The organism is Azotobacter chroococcum (genome assembly GCF_004339665.1).
In the GTDB taxonomy this organism is placed as follows: domain Bacteria; phylum Pseudomonadota; class Gammaproteobacteria; order Pseudomonadales; family Pseudomonadaceae; genus Azotobacter; species Azotobacter chroococcum.
The window spans coordinates 1-16,818 of sequence record NZ_SMMU01000033.1; the positions used below are offsets into that span (position 1 = coordinate 1).

Sequence of the window (16,818 nt, forward strand, 5' to 3'; positions counted from 1 at the left end):
ACAGCAGGGGGCAGCGGTTGGTGAGTTTGGCGACTGCCAATTTACCTGCTTCCCTGACTGTCAATCCTCGCTTTCCCAGGATTCCGCGAAGAACCATGAAAAGGGCGGCTTCACCGCCCTTTTTCATGGTTGTCAAGAGAGGGTAGTGCGTGACGTTGGTAATATTGATCAGTTAAACTCCCCGGCTATTTTCGACGGCTAGTCCGCCCGAGCCTTTTCGAGTGCTGAACTGTGAGTGACCTCAGTCATATCCGCAATTTTTCCATCATCGCCCATATCGATCACGGCAAGTCGACACTGGCGGACCGATTCATTCAAATCTGCGGTGGCCTTTCCGAGCGTGAAATGGAGGCTCAGGTTCTGGACTCCATGGACCTCGAGCGCGAGCGTGGGATCACCATCAAGGCGCACAGCGTGACCCTGCACTACAAGGCGCAGGACGGCAAGACCTACCAGCTGAACTTCATCGATACTCCCGGCCATGTCGACTTCACCTACGAAGTCAGCCGCTCCTTGGCTGCCTGTGAGGGCGCCTTGCTGGTGGTGGATGCCGGTCAGGGCGTGGAGGCACAATCGGTCGCCAACTGCTATACCGCCATCGAGCAGGGCCTGGAAGTGATGCCCGTGCTGAACAAGATGGATCTGCCCCAGGCGGAGCCGGAGCGGGTCAAGGACGAGATCGAGCACATCATCGGCATCGATGCCAGTGATGCCGTTCCGTGCAGCGCCAAGAGCGGGATGGGCGTCCTCGATGTGCTGGAGCGCTTGGTCCAGGTCATCCCGGCTCCCGAGGGCGAGATCGAGGCGCCGTTGCAAGCGTTGATCATTGACTCCTGGTTCGACAACTACCTGGGGGTGGTCTCGCTGGTGCGGGTCAAGCACGGCCGGGTGAAGAAGGGCGACAAGATTCTGGTGAAGTCCACCGGCAAGGTCCATCAGGTGGATAGCGTCGGCGTCTTCACTCCGAAGCACACCGAGATGCCCGATCTTAAAGCGGGCGAGGTGGGCTTCATCATCGCCGGTATCAAGGACATCCACGGCGCGCCGGTAGGCGATACCCTGACGCTGGCCAGCACTCCTGACGTCGACATGCTGCCCGGCTTCCAGCGGATCAAGCCGCAGGTATATGCCGGCTTGTTTCCGGTCAGCTCGGATGATTTCGAGGATTTCCGCGAGGCGCTGCAGAAGCTGACGCTGAACGACGCCGCGCTGCAATACGAGCCGGAAAGCTCGGATGCGCTCGGTTTCGGCTTCCGCATCGGCTTCCTCGGCATGCTGCACATGGAGATCATCCAGGAGCGCCTGGAGCGCGAATACGACCTGGATCTGATCACCACGGCACCGACGGTGGTCTTTGAGGTCCTGCTGAAGAACGGCGATACGATGTATGTCGACAACCCGTCGAAGCTGCCGGACCTGGCCTCCATTGCCGAAATGCGCGAGCCGATCGTGCGCGCCAACATCCTGGTGCCGCAGGAGCATCTGGGTAACGTCATCAACCTGTGTATCGAGAAGCGTGGCGTCCAGCGCGACATGCAGTTCCTCAGCAGCCAGGTGCAGATCAGTTATGACCTGCCGATGAACGAGGTAGTACTGGACTTCTTCGACCGGCTGAAGTCGGTAAGCCGCGGCTATGCCTCGCTGGATTACAGTTTCGATCGCTTTCAGCCTGCCAATCTGGTCAAGCTGGACGTTCTGATCAATGGCGACAAGGTGGATGCCCTGGCGCTCATCGTGCATCGCGACAAGTCCCACCAGAAGGGGCGGGCACTCACTGAGAAGATGAAGGAGCTGATTCCCCGGCAGATGTTCGATGTGGCCATCCAGGCCGCTATCGGCGGGCAGGTCGTGGCGCGGACCACGGTGAAGGCGCTGAGAAAGAATGTGCTGGCAAAGTGTTATGGCGGTGACGTGACCCGCAAGCGCAAGTTGCTGGAAAAGCAGAAGGCCGGCAAGAAACGGATGAAGCAGGTTGGCAGTGTGGAGATTCCTCAGGAAGCTTTCCTCGCTGTGCTCAAGGTAGATAGTTAGCCCTATGTCGATCAATTTCCCCCTGTTGCTGGTGCTGGCGGTGCTGGTCAGCGGTGCATTGGCCCTTCTGGATCTGATCGTGCTGGCGCCGCGCAGGCGGGCGGCGGTTGCCTCCTATGAGGGCAGTGTCGGACAACCCGACCAGAGCGTGCTGGATCGCCTGAACAAGGAGCCGCTGCTGGTCGAGTATGGCAAGTCGTTCTTCCCGGTCCTGGCGATAGTGCTGGTGCTGCGCTCCTTTCTCGTGGAGCCCTTCCAGATTCCATCGGGTTCGATGAAGCCCACCCTGGAGGTGGGGGACTTCATTCTGGTGAACAAGTTCGCCTATGGCATCCGCCTGCCCGTGCTGGACACCAAGGTGATCGAGGTGGATGAGCCACAGCGTGGCGATGTCATGGTATTTCGCTACCCGAGTGATCCGAGCATCAACTACATCAAGCGGGTGGTCGGCCTGCCCGGTGACCATATCCGCTATGGCAGCGACAAGCGTCTGTTCGTCAATGGAGCACCGGTTGCCGAACAGTTGCTGGGCAAGGCGTCGGGGGTTCTGGGCAGTGCAGTGCTGTACAAGGAGCAGCTCGGCGATGTCGAGCATCTGATCCGCAAGGAAACGAGACGCCATGCCGAGCCCTCGCGCGAATGGGTAGTGCCGGAAGGCCACTATTTCATGATGGGCGACAACCGCGACAACTCCAACGATAGTCGCTACTGGAATGACCCCCAGCTTGCTGACGAGATGCAGGGCATGGTTCCGGACGAGAACATCGTTGGCAAGGCCTTCGCCGTCTGGATGAGCTGGCCGGAACCCAAGCTGCAGAATCTGCCGAACTTCTCCCGTGTTGGCCTGATCCACTGAGCCTATCGACAAATGTGCGGTATTCGCCAACACGTTGGGGCACCCCCCTATAGGCTTTGTCCGCCGTCAATGGCTGGATGAAAGAGATCAAGCATGAAATTCCCGCATTCTCAGAAAGGCCTTTCGATACTGAGTTGGCTGGTGGTGTTGGCTGTAGTGGCATTTTTCGCCAGTACGGCATTCAAGGTGATGCCGCATTATTTCGACTATATGTCCATGGAGAAGATCATCACCTCCATCGAAACGGAGCGAGCAGCGGACATCCGTAGCATCGGAGACTTCTATGCCCATGTCAGCAAGGGCATGCAGGTCAACAACCTCAGGGACCTGAGTCTGCAAGAGGTGCTGAAAGTGACCTTGGAAAACAACGAGTTCCGTGCTCATCTAAAATACGAGAAGCGCGAGCCGCTGATCGAGAATCTCGATCTGGTGGTGAATTTTGACAAAGAATTCCGTGTGCCCATGCCGTGAGCTCATCCCTGAATCGCCTCGAGCGCAAGCTCGGTCATACCTTCAAGAACCAGGACCTGATGCTCCTGGCGTTGACCCATCGCAGTTTTGCCAGTCGCAACAACGAGCGGCTGGAGTTTCTCGGCGATGCCATTCTCAACTTCGTCGCCGGTGAGGCGCTGTTCGAGCGCTTTCCCCAGGCCCGGGAAGGCCAGCTGTCGCGCCTGCGGGCACGGCTGGTCAAGGGCGAGACGCTGGCCCTGCTGGCCCGTGGCTTCGAGTTGGGCGACCATCTGCGCCTCGGCTCCGGCGAGCTGAAGAGTGGCGGCTTCCGTCGCGAGTCCATCCTTGCCGATGCTCTCGAGGCGCTGATCGGCGCCATTTATCTCGATGCCGGCATGGAAACTGTGCGCGAGCGCGTCTTGGACTGGCTGGCCGGCGAGCTGGAAAGTCTGACCCTGGTCGACACCAACAAGGACCCCAAGACCCGCCTGCAGGAGTTCCTGCAGTCCCGGGCCTGTGAGCTGCCCCGCTACGAAGTGGTGGATATCCAGGGCGAACCCCACTGCCGGACGTTCTTCGTCGAGTGCCAGGTTGCCCTTCTGAACGACAAGACCTACGGCCAGGGTGCCAGTCGCCGGATTGCCGAGCAGGTGGCAGCGGCTGCGGCACTGGTGGCCCTCGGGGTGGAGAATGGCAATGACTGAAGCAAGCCCGCTGCGCTGCGGATATGTGGCCATCGTTGGCCGGCCCAACGTGGGCAAGTCCACGCTGCTCAACCACATTCTCGGTCAGAAGCTGGCGATCACCTCACGCAAGCCGCAGACCACCCGGCACAACATGCTGGGGATCAAGACCGAGGACAACGTGCAGGCGATCTACGTCGATACCCCCGGCCTGCACAAGCAGAACGACAAGGCGCTCAACCGCTACATGAACAAGACTGCCTCGGCAGCGCTGAAGGATGTCGATGTGGTGGTCTTCGTGGTCGACCGCACGCGCTGGACCGAAGAGGACCAACTGGTGCTCGAGCGTCTCCAGTACGTGCAGGGACCGCTGCTGATCGCGGTGAACAAGGCCGACCGCCTCGAGGACAAGACCGAGCTGCTGCCGCATCTGGAATGGCTGGCGCAGCAGTTGCCCAACGCCGAGGTCGTGCCCATCTCCGCATTGCATGGACAGAACCTGGACACCCTGGAGCGGCTGGTCGCCGAGCGCCTGCCGGAGAGCGAGCATTTCTTCCCGGAAGATCAGATCACCGACCGCTCCAGTCGTTTCCTCGCCGCCGAACTGGTGCGGGAGAAGATCATGCGCCAGCTGGGCGCCGAACTGCCCTACCAGGTCACGGTGGAAATCGAGGATTTCACGCAGGAAGGACGGATTCTACACATCCATGCGCTGATTCTGGTCGAGCGTGAGGGGCAGAAGAAGATCATCATCGGCGAGAAGGGCGAGCGGATCAAACGCATCGGCCAGGATGCGCGCCAGGACATGGAGGTGCTGTTCGACTCCAAGGTCATGCTCAACCTGTGGGTCAAGGTGAGGGGTGGCTGGTCCGACGACGAGCGGGCCCTGCATTCGCTCGGCTACCGGGAGAGCTGAGACGCGCAGGCGCGGACTGGACTCCCCCCCGACTGGCCGCTGGCCACGTACATGCCATGACCAGCCAAGCTGCCTTCATCCTGCATAGTCGCCCCTACAAGGAAAGCAGCGCGCTGGTGGATTTCCTCACCCCCCAAGGCAGGCTGCGTGCCGTGCTACGGGCGGCGCGCGGCAAGACAGGAAGTCTGGCACGTCCCTTCGTGCCGCTCGAGCTGGAGCTGCGCGGGCGCGGCGAGCTGAAGACCGTCGCCCGTCTGGAAAGCGGCGGCGTTTCCCATTGGCTGACCGGTGCGAGCCTGTTCGCCGCGCTCTACCTGAACGAGCTGCTGATCCGCCTGCTGCCTGCCGAGGATCCCCATCCGCAGCTGTTCGAGCATTACGCCCTGAGCCTCGATGCCCTGGCCTGCGGACGCCCGCTGGAGCCGCTGTTGCGTGCCTTCGAATGGCGCCTGCTGGCGGAGCTGGGCTATGGTTTTTCTCTGGATCGCGATCTGCACTCTCGGCCGGTGCTTGCCGACAGCCGCTACCGGCTGCTGCCCGATGCGGGCCTGGAGCCGGTGGAGCAGCTGCAGCCGGGCCTGTTCCGCGGACGCGAACTGCTCGCCATGGCCGGAGCCGACTGGCAGGTCCCCGGTGCCCTGGCGGCGGCCAAGCGCCTGATGCGCCAGGCCTTGGCGCCCCATCTCGGCGGCCGGCCGCTGGTCAGCCGCGAACTCTTCATGAATCCCAAGGAGCCCCCCCGTGACTGAAGCCAACCGCATTCTGCTCGGCGTGAACATCGACCATGTGGCAACCCTGCGCCAGGCCCGCGGCACCCGCTACCCGGATCCGGTCAAGGCTGCGCTGGATGCCGAGGAGGCCGGTGCCGACGGCATCACCGTGCATCTGCGCGAGGACCGCCGGCACATCCAGGAGCGTGATGTGCAGGTGCTCAAGGAGGTGCTGCAGACGCGGATGAACTTCGAGATGGGGGTCACCGAGGAAATGCTCGCCTTTGCCGAGCAGATCCGCCCGGCGCACGCCTGCTTCGTCCCGGAAACCCGGCAGGAGCTGACCACCGAGGGGGGGCTGGACGTCGCCGGCCAGGAGGCGCGCATCCGCGCCGCAGTGGAGCGTCTGGCGCGGCTGGGTTGCGAGGTATCGCTGTTCATCGACGCCGAGCCGCAGCAGATCGAGGCCGCCGCGCGCATTGGCGCACCGGCCATCGAGCTGCACACCGGGCGCTACGCCGATGCCCATACGCCGGCGGAAGCGGCCCGCGAGCTGGCGCGCATCCGCGACGGCGTGGAGTACGGACTGAGTCACGGGCTGATCGTCAATGCCGGTCACGGTCTGCACTACCAAAATGTCGAGCCGGTGGCGGCGATTCCGGGGATGCATGAACTGAACATCGGCCACGCTATCGTCGCGCATGCCCTGTTTGTCGGCTTCAAGGAAGCGGTACGGGAGATGAAAGTGTTGATGATGGGCGCTGCAGCGCGGCGTTAACGGCGGAACAGGTTGAGCAGCAGGCTCGCCACCAGGCTGACCAGCAGCATCGAGGTGAAGGGGATGAAGAGCCTGCCGCGCGCCGTTTCGATGCGGATGTCGCCCGGCAGGCGGCCGAACCAGCCGAACAGCCAGGGCGCGTAATGCAGGACGATGCCGAGCAGCAGCAGGGCCGCACCGAGGATCATCAACCAGCGGGCCATCCAGTCACCTTCTTCGGGCAAGGGGCGGGACGGGCTCAGGGCTTGCGGGCCAGCAGTGCTGCGCGGGTCGGCGCAGGCAGACCCTCGACCGTCCTGCCGTAGTCGGTTGGATCGAGAAAGTCTGGCAGAGACTGGAAGGTCATCCATTCGGTGGCGCGCTGCTCCTCGACGGAAGTGACGGCTACATCCACGCAGCGCACCTCGACGAAGCCGGCACGGCGCAGCCACAGCTCCAGGGCCGCTACCGAGGGCAGGAACCAGACGTTGCGCATCTGCGCATAGCGGTCCTCCGGCACCAGCACAGTGCTGGCGTCGCCATCTACCACCAGGGTTTCCAGCAGCAGCTCGCCGCCCCGGCGCAGGCAGTCCTTGAGCGCCAGCAGGTGATCGATGGGCGAGCGGCGGTGATAGAGCACGCCCATGGAGAATACCGTGTCGAAGCCCTCCAGCTTCTCCGGCAGGTCCTCGAGGGCGAGGGGCAGGTGCCAGGCGGGCAGCTCCGGCAGGTAGCGCCGGAGCGCGAGGAACTGGCAGAAGAACAGCCAGTTGGGATCGATGCCGACCACGCAGTCGGCTCCGGCGCCGAGCATGCGCCACATGTAGTAGCCGTTGCCGCAGCCGACATCGAGGATGCGCCGGCCGCGCAGTTCCAGATGCGGGGCGACCCGCTGCCACTTCCAGTCCGAGCGCCACTCGGTATCGACATGCACGCCGAACAGATCGAAGGGCCCCTTGCGCCAGGGCGACAGGCCGAGCAGGGCCTGACGCAGGGCGGCGCGGTTGGTATCGTCGCAGGCGCCGGCAAGCTGTAGTTGTTCGCCCAGTTCGATGTGCTCGGCGGTCAGCATGGGCAGGGCCTGCAGGGCCGCCTGCCAGCGCTGAAGGTCGCCATGGCTGCGAGTCAGGCGTTCATCCAGCTGCGCCGGGAGGCTGTCGGCCCAGGCGGCCAGGGGGGTGCCGGCGAGGCGGCGGACGAGCGGGGACAGGTCGATCATGGCAGGGCAATCAGCGAGACGAAGTTGAGACACTGGAACCAGGGCAGCACCTTGCGGAAGCCGGCGGCCTGCAGGCGCTGGCGGTGTTCATCGAGGCTGTCCGGCTTCATCACGTTCTCGATGGCGCTGCGCTTCTGGGCGATTTCCAGTTCGCTGTAGCCATTGGCGCGCTTGAAGGCGACGTGCAGGTCGCCGAGCAGGGCCTGCTCCTCGGCATCTGCGAAGCGCAGCTTCTCCGAGAGGATCAGTGCCCCGCCCGGCAGCAGGACCTGACGGATGCGACCGAGCAGTTCCAGGCGCCGTTCGGGCGGAATGAATTGCAGGGTGAAGTTCATCGCTACCAGGGACGCCGGCTCGAGCTCCAAGGCGAGAATGTCCGCCTCGATGGTTTCCACCCGCAGCAGCTCCTGGAACATGGCGTCCTGGGCATGCAGGTATTCGCGGCAGCGTTCGAGCATGGCCGGCGAGTTGTCCACCGCGATCACCCGGCAACCCTCGGCCCGCACATGGCGGCGCAGCGCCTGGCTGACGGCGCCGAGGGAACAGCCGAGGTCGTAGAGGCGGGTACCGGGCTGGGCGAACTGCGCGGCGAGCACGCCGATGTTTTCGACGATGGTCGGGTAGCCCGGCACCGAGCGCTTGATCATGTCCGGGAACACCCGGGCCACGTCCTCGTTGAAGGTGAAGTCCGGCACTTCTGCGAGGGGCTGGGCGAAGAGGCGGTCGGGGGAGTGTTTCACGTGGCTTCCACGGCGGAGGGCAGGGCGCGGCATTTTAGCCAAGACTGTCCCGCCCATACAGCGGCGCCGAGCGGCTCGCGCTAGACGGTCATTCGACGCTGATGGCGCAGTCGAAGACCTTCTCCGGCTCCTTGCCGACCTCCCAGGGCCGTTGGTAGACCAGCAGCAGGCTGTCCTGGCCGGACTGCACGGCCTGGAAGCGCCAGGTCGACTGCCCGGCGCTGCCGACCACGCCGGACTCTTCCGCTTCGCTGTAGACTTCCGGGCCCAAGCTGCGCAGCACCCGCGAGGCGGATTCGCGCACCTGCCAGCGGTAGCCGGTGGAGGGGTTGCTGGGCAGCGTCAGCACCAGGTGCTGGCGGCTTTCCAGCTGCAGCGGGCAGTCGTCGTCCTCCTCGAGGGTGACGGTGGGGCTGCCGCCGTTGTGCGCGCAGCCCGCCAGCCAGAGGAGGCCGAGGGGCAGCAGGTATGGCAGGGCAAGGCGCATGCAGGGGCCTCCTGGCGAGGGTGATGGGGGGAGCATAGCCGGAACCTCGGCTGCCTGCCGGGCTGCCTGGCGCGGGAGCGGCGGGCGAGATTGGTCGCCCGCCTGGATAATCAGAGCTTGTCGGGGAACAGCACCCTGGCCACGTCGGCGAAACGCCTGGCGAAGTGCACGGTGAGGCCTTCCCTGAGGTAGTCCGGCAACTCCTCGAAGTCGCCGCGGTTGGCTTCCGGCAGGATCAGCTCGAAGAGCTTCTGCCGGCGGGCGGCGATCACCTTCTCGCGAACCCCGCCGATGGCCAGCACCTGGCCGGTGAGGGTCAGTTCGCCGGTCATCGCCACATCCTGCTTCGGCGCCTGGTTGCGCGCCAGCGACAGCAGGGCGCTGGCCATGCTGATGCCGGCGCTGGGGCCGTCCTTGGGCGTGGCGCCTTCCGGCACGTGCAGGTGGACGAAGGCCTGGTCGAAGAAGGTCGGATCGCCCTTGTACTGTTTGAGGTGCGAGCTGACGTAGCTGTAGGCGATCTCTGCCGACTCCTTCATCACCTCGCCGAGCTTGCCGGTCAGCTTGAAGCCGCGGTTGAGGGTATGGATGCGTGTCGCCTCGATCGGCAGGGTGGCGCCGCCCATGCTGGTCCAGGCCAGGCCGGTGATGATACCGACGCCCTGCAGATGGCGCTCCTTGCGAAACGGCGGCATGCCCAGGTAGTCCTCTAGGTCCTTCGGCCCGACCTTCAGCGTGGCTTCGGGGGCCTCCAGCAGCTGGACCACCGCCTTGCGCACGATCTTGCCCAGCTGCTTCTCCAACTGGCGCACGCCGGCTTCGCGGGCATAGCCGTCGATCACCGTCCTCAGCGCACTGTCGCTGATCGACAGGCGCTTCTTCGGCACCCCGGCCCTCTCCAGCTGGCGCGGCCACAGGTGGCGCTTGGCGATGGCGAACTTCTCCTCGGCGATGTAGCCGGACAGGCGGATCACCTCCATGCGGTCGAGCAACGGGCCGGGAATCGAGTCCAGGGTGTTCGCCGTGCAGATGAACAGCACCTTGGACAGGTCCAGGCGCAGGTCCAGGTAGTGGTCGAGGAAGGCCACGTTCTGCTCGGGATCGAGCGTCTCGAGCAGCGCCGAAGCCGGGTCGCCGTGATGGCTGGCGCCCAGCTTGTCGATCTCGTCGAGCATGATCACCGGGTTCATCACCTCGACGTCCTTCAGCGCCTGCACCAGTTTTCCCGGCAGGGCGCCGATGTAGGTGCGCCGGTGGCCCTTGATCTCCGCCTCGTCGCGCATGCCGCCGACCGAAAAGCGGTAGAACGGCCGGCCGAGGGATTCGGCGATCGACTTGCCGATGCTGGTCTTGCCGACCCCGGGCGGGCCGATCAGCAGGACGATGGAGCCGGCGATCTCGCCCTTGAAGGCGCCGACGGCGAGGAACTCGATGATCCGTGCCTTGATGTCGTCCATCCCGGCATGATGCTGGTCGAGCACCTTGCGGGCATGGCCCAGATCGAGCCGGTCCTTACCGTAGATACCCCACGGGATGCTGGTCGCCCAGTCCAGATAGTTGCGGGTGACCGCGTATTCCGGCGAGCCGGTCTCGAGGATCGACAGCTTGTTGAGCTCCTCGTCGATGCGCTTCTGCGCCGCCGCCGGCACTGTCTTGCCTTCCAGGCGGGCGCGGAACTCGTCGGCGTCGGCGCTCTTGTCGTCCTTGGTGATGCCCAGCTCGCGCTGGATGATCTTCAGCTGTTCCTTGAGGAAGAACTCGCGCTGGCGCTCGCCGATCTTGCGGTTGACCTCGGCGGACAGCTCGTTCTGCAGGCGCGCGACCTCCACCTCCTTGCGCAGCAGCGGCAAGACCTTCTCCATGCGCTTGAGCACCGGCACGGTGTCCAGCACCTCCTGCAGCTCGTCGCCCGGCGCGGTGGTCAGCGCGGCGGCGAAGTCGGTCAGCGGCGAGGGATCGTTGGGACTGAAGCGGTTCAGGTAGTTCTTCAGCTCCTCGCTGTACAGCGGGTTGAGCGGCAAGAGCTCCTTGATCGCATTGATCAGCGCCATGCCGTAGGCCTTGACCTCGTCGCGCGGGTCCTGAGCGCTCTTTGGATAGTCCACCTCGACCAGATACGGTGGCTTGCGGCTCAGCCAGCCGCGGATGCGCACCCGCGCCAGGCCCTGGGCGACGAACTGCAGCTTGCCGCCCTCCTGGCTGGCGTGGTGGATGCGCACCAGGGTGCCGTGCGCGGGCAGCTTGTCCGGATCGAAATCCTCGGCGTCCTCCGGCGGCGGGTCCATGTAGAACAGCGCCAGGCTGCGGTGCGGCGTCTTGGCCACGCGCTTGAGGGTTTCCGCCCAGGGGTCGGGATTGACCACCACCGGCAGCACCTGGGCCGGGAAGAACGGGCGGTTGTGGATCGGAATGACGTACACCTGGTCGGGCAGGGTCTGTTCGGGCAGGGCGAGACTGTTGGTCGCGGTTTCTTCCTCGACGATCTCGGGCGCGATTTCCTGGTCGTTCATGACTCACCTGGTCTGGCAGCTTTGCCGACTAGATGGGGCGCAGAGACGGTTTTTTCAATCCGCAGGGAGCCTCCGAAAGGGGCTTAATTGTTATGATATAACATGATAGATTCGCCGCCCCGACGCGGCCCGGCTCCTGCCCGGCCTTCCGCTATCCGCACTCTGGAGACAAGCATGAAGCGCCATCCCCTCGCCTGGACCCTCGGACTGAGCCTGGTCCCGGCCGTCTGGGCGAGCGAGCCGGTGGAACTGCAGTCCACCGTGGTCAGCGCCAGCGCCCTGGCCAAGAAGCCCCACGAAATGACCACTCCGGCCGAGGTGCTGGAGGGCGACGAGCTGATCCGGCGTCGCGAGGCGACCCTCGGCGAAACCCTGGAAGGCCTGCCCGGCGTGCGTTCGGCGAGCTTCGGCGCGGGCGTCGGGCGGCCGCTGATCCGTGGCCAGCAGGGCGCGCGGGTGAAGATGCTGAACGACGGCGTGGACACGCTCGACGCCTCGAGCGTCAGCCCGGACCACGCGGTGACCAGCGAGCCGCTGCTGGCCGAGCGCATCGAGGTGCTCAAGGGGCCGGCGACCCTGCTCTACGGCGGCGGCGCGATCGGCGGGGTGGTCAACACGATCGACAAGAGGGTGCCCACCTATGTCCCGGAGAACGGCTACGAGGGCGAGCTGGAGCTGCGCGCCAACAGCGTCGCCAACGAGGGCTCGGGCGTCTTCGGCATCACCGCCGGCAGCGGCAATTTCGCGGTGCGCGTGGAGGGGGTCAAGCGCCAGGCCGACGACTACGCGATCCACGGCTCGCCGAGCAAGCAGGAAGGCTCCTACAACGACACCGACACCTTCAGCCTGGGCGCCAGCTTCGTCGGCGAGCGTGGTTATATCGGCGTGGCCTACAGCGAGCAGGACAACCGCTACGGGCTGCTCGGTCACCAGCATGCCGACTGTCACCTCGACGGGGCGGCCTGGCATTGCGGCGACGAGCACGAGGACGAGGACGAGGAGCACGCAGGTGAAGAGCACGAAGGCGAGGAGCACGACGAGCACGAGGGAGAAGGCGTGCCCTACGTGGATCTGCGCCAGTACCGCTGGGACCTGCGCGGCGAGCTCGCCGACCCGCTGCCCGGCTTCGAGCTGGCGCGCCTGCGCGTCGCCCACAGCGACTACCGCCACGAGGAAATCGAGGGCGGCAAGGTCGACACCCGCTTCGACAACGACGCCAGCGATGCCCGTCTGGAGCTGACCCACCAGCCGCTGTTCGGCTGGCGCGGCGTGCTCGGCGGGCAGACCCTGCGCCGCGACTTCGAGGCCACCGGCGAGGAGGCCTACGTGCCGCCGACCATCACCCGCAACCACGCGCTGTTCCTGCTCGAGGAATACACCGCCGGCGCCTGGCGCTACGAGCTGGGCCTGCGCCACGAGTGGCAGGACATCGAGGCCGAGGGCCGGCCGGACAAGAGCCATCGCGGCACCTCGTTCTCCGCCGGCGCGGTGTGGACCTTCGCCCCCGAGTACTCGCTCGGCTTTTCGCTGAGCCGCTCGCAGCGTCTGCCGAGCGCCGAGGAGCTGTATGCCGACGGCCCGCACGCAGCGACCCGCACCGTCGAGCTGGGCGATCCCGGGCTGGACGAGGAAACCTCGCACAACGCCGAGCTGACCCTGCGCAAGTTCGCCGGGCGCACCACCTTCAGCCTGACCCTGTACCGCAACCAGGTGGACGACTACATCTATGCCGCCGACACCGGCCGCGACATCGGTTCCAGCTACCGGGAGATCGAGTACCGCCAGGAGGATGCGCTGTTCACCGGCGCCGAGGGCGAGGTGCGCTTCCAGGCCAGTGACGCCACGGCCGTGACCCTGTTCGGCGACCGGGTGCGCGGCAAGCTGCTGGATGGCGGCGGCGACCTGCCGCGGATTCCCGCCGGGCGTCTCGGCGTGCGTCTGGATCACGGCTTCACGCCCAGCCTCGACGGCCAGCTGGAGTTCTACCGGGTGGACCATCAGCACAGGCTGGCCGATTTCGAGACCGAAACCTCCGGCTACAGCATGCTCGGCACCAGCCTTACCTACCACGGCGCGCTCCGGCATGCCGACTACCAGGTCTACCTCAAGGGCGACAACCTCCTGGACCAGAAGATCCGCGATCACAGCTCCTTCATCAAGGATGATGTCGTGCAGCCGGGACGCAACCTGACCCTGGGAATGCGGATGACCTTCTGAGTCGGGGGCGACTGGCCTGCCTGCCACTTGCTATCGTCTAATCGGATTTGGCGAAAGGAGGTGGGTGATGTTCAAAGCCAGTCGGGTCCTGCAGGACGACGTGCTCGACACCAGCGCCGGGGAGTTCTTCCCGGTCATCAGCGCCAATTATTGCGTCGACGAGGCAGTCTGGCTGAACGAGCTGCTGCCGCTGGCCGATCCCGGCGAGGCCGGCATCGCGGCGATCCGCGAGAGTGCCCGGGCATTGATCGAAGCGGTGCGCCGGCGCGGCAACGCGGAGGACACCCTGGATGCCCTGCTGCGCGAGTACAGCCTGGACACCCAGGAGGGGCTGATGCTCATGTGCCTGGCCGAAGCGCTGCTGCGGGTGCCCGACCCGGCCACCGCCGAGGCGCTGATCCGCGACAAGCTGAGCGCGGCGCAGTGGGCGCAGCACCTCGGCCACAGCGACAACCTGCTGGTCAACTTCGCCGCCTGGGGGCTGCTGATGACCGGCCGGCTGGTCAGTCCGGAAAGCCCCGACGGTCGGCCGAAGAAGGTGATCGGCCGGCTCCTGCAGCGCTCCGGCGAGCCGGTGATCCGCGCTGCGCTGAGCCAGGCGATGAAGCTGATGGGCAGCCAGTTCGTGCTCGGCCGCAACATCGCCGAGGCGCTGCGCAACGCGCGCCGGGCCCGCGAGCGCGGCTACAGCCACTCCTTCGACATGCTCGGCGAGGCGGCCCTGACCGAGGGAGCCGCCGACCGCTTCCTGACCGACTACCGCCTGGCCATCGAGGCCCTCGGCCGCGAGCCGCAGGTCGGCAGCGGGCCGCGGCCGTCGGTCTCGATCAAGCTCTCGGCGCTGCATCCGCGCTACGAGGCGGCGCAGCGCCAGCGGGTGCTCGCCGAGCTGTTCGCCAGCGTGCGCGAACTGGCCGAACTGGCCCGCTCGGTGAACGTCGGCATCACCATCGACGCCGAGGAGGCCGATCGCCTGGAGCTGTCCCTGGAGCTGTTCGAGAAACTGCTCTGCGACCCGGCGATCCGCGGCTGGGGCGAGTTCGGCCTGGTGGTGCAGGCCTACTCCAAGCGGGCGCTGCCAGTTCTGGTCTGGCTGACCCTGCTCGGCCGCGAGCTGGACACGCGCATCCCGGTGCGTCTGGTCAAGGGCGCCTACTGGGACAGCGAGATCAAGCAGTGCCAGGTGCAGGGGCTGGACGGCTATCCGGTGTTCACCCGCAAGGAGGGCACCGACACCTCGTACCTGGCCTGCGCCCGCTACCTGCTCGGCAAGCATACCCGCGGGGTGCTCTATCCGCAGTTCGCCACCCACAACGCGCATACCGTCGCCTGCATCCTGGCCATGGCCGGCGAAGCCCGCCCGCCGCGCGACTTCGAGTTCCAGCGCCTGCACGGCATGGGCGATGCGCTGTACGACTGCATTCTCGCGCAGCATGGCGCCCGGGTGCGCATCTACGCGCCGGTGGGAGAGTACCGCGAGCTGCTGCCCTATCTGGTCCGCCGCCTGCTGGAGAACGGCGCCAACTCCTCGTTCGTGCACCGGCTGGTCGATCCGCGGATTCCGGTGGAGACCTTGATCGAGCATCCGCTGGAGCAACTGCGCCGCTGCAGCAGCCTGGCCAACCCGCGCATCCCGCTGCCGGCGGATATCCACGGCGCTGAGCGGAAGAACTCGCGGGGCATCAACCTGAACGTGCGCAGCCAGTGGGAGCCGTTCGAGCGGGTCCTGCGGGTGCAGCTGGAGCACCGCTGGCAGGCGGCGCCGCTGATCGACGGTCAGGTCCTCGCCGGCGAGGTGCGCGAGGCGCGCTGTCCCCAGGACCTCGACCGGGTGGTCGGCACCGTCTGGTTCGCCGGAGTGGAGCTGGTCGGCCAGGCCATGGAGCGGCTCGCCGCCGCCTGGCCGCACTGGAACGCCACGCCGGTGGAGCAGCGCGCCGCGATTCTTGAACGGCTCGCCGACCTGCTCGAGGAGCATCGCGCCGAACTGGTGGCGCTGTGCATCCTGGAGGCCGGCAAGACCATCCAGGACAGTCTCGACGAGGTGCGCGAGGCGGTGGATTTCTGTCGCTACTACGCCCGCCAGGCGCGCCTGACCCTCGGGCGCACCGAGCTCAAGGGGCCGACCGGCGAGCGCAACGAGCTGTTCTACGAGGGGCGCGGGCTGTTCGTCTGCATCAGTCCGTGGAACTTTCCCCTGGCGATCTACCTAGGGCAGATCGCCGCCGCGCTGGTCGCCGGCAACTGCGTGCTGGCCAAGCCGGCCGAGCAGACCAGCCTGATCGCCGCCCGTGCCCTGGATCTGCTGTTCGCTGCCGGCCTGCCGAAGGAGGCGATCGCCTTCCTGCCCGGCGACGGCCCCGCGCTGGGCGCCGCCTGCTGTGCCGATCCGCACCTGGCCGGGGTCTGCTTCACCGGCTCCACCGACACCGCGCGGCTGATCAACCGCCGTCTGGCCTGGCGCGACGGGCCGCTGGCCACGCTGATCGCCGAGACCGGCGGGCAGAACGTGATGATCGTCGACTCCACCGCGTTGCCCGAGCAGGTGGTCAAGGATGCCCTGCATTCGGCCTTCACCAGTGCCGGGCAGCGCTGCTCGGCGCTGCGCGTGCTCTACCTGCAGAACGAGATCGCCGGGCCGGTGATCGGCCTGCTCCGCGGCGCGATGGCCGAGCTGCGGGTCGGTCTGCCGCAGCGCCGCGACAGCGATGTCGGGCCATTGATCGATGCAGAGGCCCGCCAGGCGCTGCTGGAGCACGTCGATACGCTCAAGGGCGAGGGCCGCCTGCTCGCCGAGGCGAGCCTGCCGGCCGGCCTGAGCGGCCATTTCCTGGCCCCGGTGGCATTCGAGATCGGCGGCATCGGCGAGCTCAGGAAGGAGCATTTCGGTCCCATCCTGCATGTGGTGCGCTATGCCGCGGAGGAACTCGAGCAGGTGGTCGCGGCGATCAATGCCAGCGGCTACGGCCTGACCCTCGGCGTGCACAGCCGCAACGAGGCGACCGCCCGGCGCATCGAGGCCCTGGCGCGGGTCGGCAATCTCTACATCAACCGCAACCAGATCGGCGCGGTGGTCGGTGTGCAGCCCTTCGGCGGCTGCGGCCTGTCCGGCACCGGGCCGAAGGCCGGCGGGCCGAACTATCTGCTGCGCTTCGTCCATGAGCGCTCCACCGCGATCAACACGGCTGCGGTGGGCGGCAATGCCTCGCTGCTGTCGCTGACCGAAGAGGAGTGAGCGC

15 protein-coding genes are annotated in these 16,818 nt (G+C 66.0%); 10 read left to right on the forward strand and 5 right to left on the reverse strand.

From position 1 onward, the window contains the following. The 8 genes from EV691_RS23625 to pdxJ all read left to right on the forward strand — a co-directional run. A partial coding sequence (locus EV691_RS23625; RefSeq protein WP_207901108.1) for a hypothetical protein occupies positions 1-202 on the forward strand: 202 nt, incomplete at its 5' end. Positions 203-231: 29 nt separating this feature from the next. Continuing rightward, positions 232-2,031 carry a translation elongation factor 4 gene (gene lepA, locus EV691_RS18955; RefSeq protein ID WP_131299261.1) on the forward strand — a complete coding sequence of 600 codons (1,800 nt, stop codon included), beginning with the start codon at positions 232-234 and terminating at the stop codon, positions 2,029-2,031. A gap of 4 nt (positions 2,032-2,035) precedes the next feature. Then, the gene (lepB, locus tag EV691_RS18960; protein WP_131299264.1) at positions 2,036-2,887 is read left to right on the forward strand and encodes a signal peptidase I; all 852 of its coding nucleotides are present in this window, start codon (positions 2,036-2,038) and stop codon (positions 2,885-2,887) included. A gap of 93 nt (positions 2,888-2,980) precedes the next feature. Next, on the forward strand, positions 2,981-3,358 hold the full coding sequence (locus EV691_RS18965) for a DUF4845 domain-containing protein (protein WP_089167467.1): 378 nt from the start codon (positions 2,981-2,983) through the stop codon (positions 3,356-3,358). Continuing rightward, the gene (rnc, locus tag EV691_RS18970; RefSeq protein ID WP_131299267.1) at positions 3,355-4,044 is read left to right on the forward strand and encodes a ribonuclease III; all 690 of its coding nucleotides are present in this window, start codon (positions 3,355-3,357) and stop codon (positions 4,042-4,044) included. The genes EV691_RS18965 and rnc overlap by 4 nt, the downstream gene beginning before the upstream one ends. Beyond that, positions 4,037-4,939 carry a GTPase Era gene (era, locus tag EV691_RS18975; protein ID WP_131299273.1) on the forward strand — a complete coding sequence of 301 codons (903 nt, stop codon included), beginning with the start codon at positions 4,037-4,039 and terminating at the stop codon, positions 4,937-4,939. Before rnc ends, era begins: the two co-directional genes overlap by 8 nt. A 56-nt stretch (positions 4,940-4,995) precedes the next feature. Then, positions 4,996-5,688 (forward strand): DNA repair protein RecO, encoded by a 693-nt coding sequence (gene recO, locus EV691_RS18980; RefSeq protein WP_131299277.1) that lies wholly within the window; start codon positions 4,996-4,998, stop codon positions 5,686-5,688. Next, the gene (pdxJ, locus tag EV691_RS18985) at positions 5,681-6,427 is read left to right on the forward strand and encodes a pyridoxine 5'-phosphate synthase (RefSeq protein ID WP_131299282.1); all 747 of its coding nucleotides are present in this window, start codon (positions 5,681-5,683) and stop codon (positions 6,425-6,427) included. Before recO ends, pdxJ begins: the two co-directional genes overlap by 8 nt. Here pdxJ and EV691_RS18990 read toward each other — a convergent pair. The 5 genes from EV691_RS18990 to lon form a co-directional block, all read right to left on the reverse strand. Next, positions 6,424-6,630, reverse strand: coding sequence for a DUF2905 family protein (locus tag EV691_RS18990; protein ID WP_131299289.1), 207 nt, complete (start codon positions 6,628-6,630; stop codon positions 6,424-6,426). The genes pdxJ and EV691_RS18990 overlap by 4 nt on opposite strands. 35 nt (positions 6,631-6,665) lie before the next feature. Continuing rightward, positions 6,666-7,625, reverse strand: a complete 960-nt coding sequence (gene cmoB / locus EV691_RS18995; RefSeq protein ID WP_131299295.1) for a tRNA 5-methoxyuridine(34)/uridine 5-oxyacetic acid(34) synthase CmoB — start codon at positions 7,623-7,625, stop codon at positions 6,666-6,668. Then, positions 7,622-8,365: a carboxy-S-adenosyl-L-methionine synthase CmoA gene (gene cmoA, locus EV691_RS19000; protein WP_039805538.1), complete on the reverse strand. Its 744-nt coding sequence runs from the start codon at positions 8,363-8,365 to the stop codon at positions 7,622-7,624. The genes cmoB and cmoA overlap by 4 nt, the downstream gene beginning before the upstream one ends. A gap of 88 nt (positions 8,366-8,453) precedes the next feature. Further along, positions 8,454-8,852 (reverse strand): protease inhibitor I42 family protein, encoded by a 399-nt coding sequence (locus EV691_RS19005; protein ID WP_131299300.1) that lies wholly within the window; start codon positions 8,850-8,852, stop codon positions 8,454-8,456. A gap of 110 nt (positions 8,853-8,962) precedes the next feature. Beyond that, positions 8,963-11,362: an endopeptidase La gene (gene lon, locus EV691_RS19010; RefSeq protein ID WP_131299303.1), complete on the reverse strand. Its 2,400-nt coding sequence runs from the start codon at positions 11,360-11,362 to the stop codon at positions 8,963-8,965. Positions 11,363-11,536: 174 nt separating this feature from the next. Between lon and EV691_RS19015 the strand changes: the two genes are divergently transcribed. Further along, on the forward strand, positions 11,537-13,579 hold the full coding sequence (locus EV691_RS19015; protein ID WP_131299306.1) for a TonB-dependent receptor: 2,043 nt from the start codon (positions 11,537-11,539) through the stop codon (positions 13,577-13,579). A gap of 67 nt (positions 13,580-13,646) precedes the next feature. Beyond that, positions 13,647-16,814: a bifunctional proline dehydrogenase/L-glutamate gamma-semialdehyde dehydrogenase PutA gene (gene putA, locus EV691_RS19020; RefSeq protein WP_131299309.1), complete on the forward strand. Its 3,168-nt coding sequence runs from the start codon at positions 13,647-13,649 to the stop codon at positions 16,812-16,814. Positions 16,815-16,818: the final 4 nt, after the last annotated feature.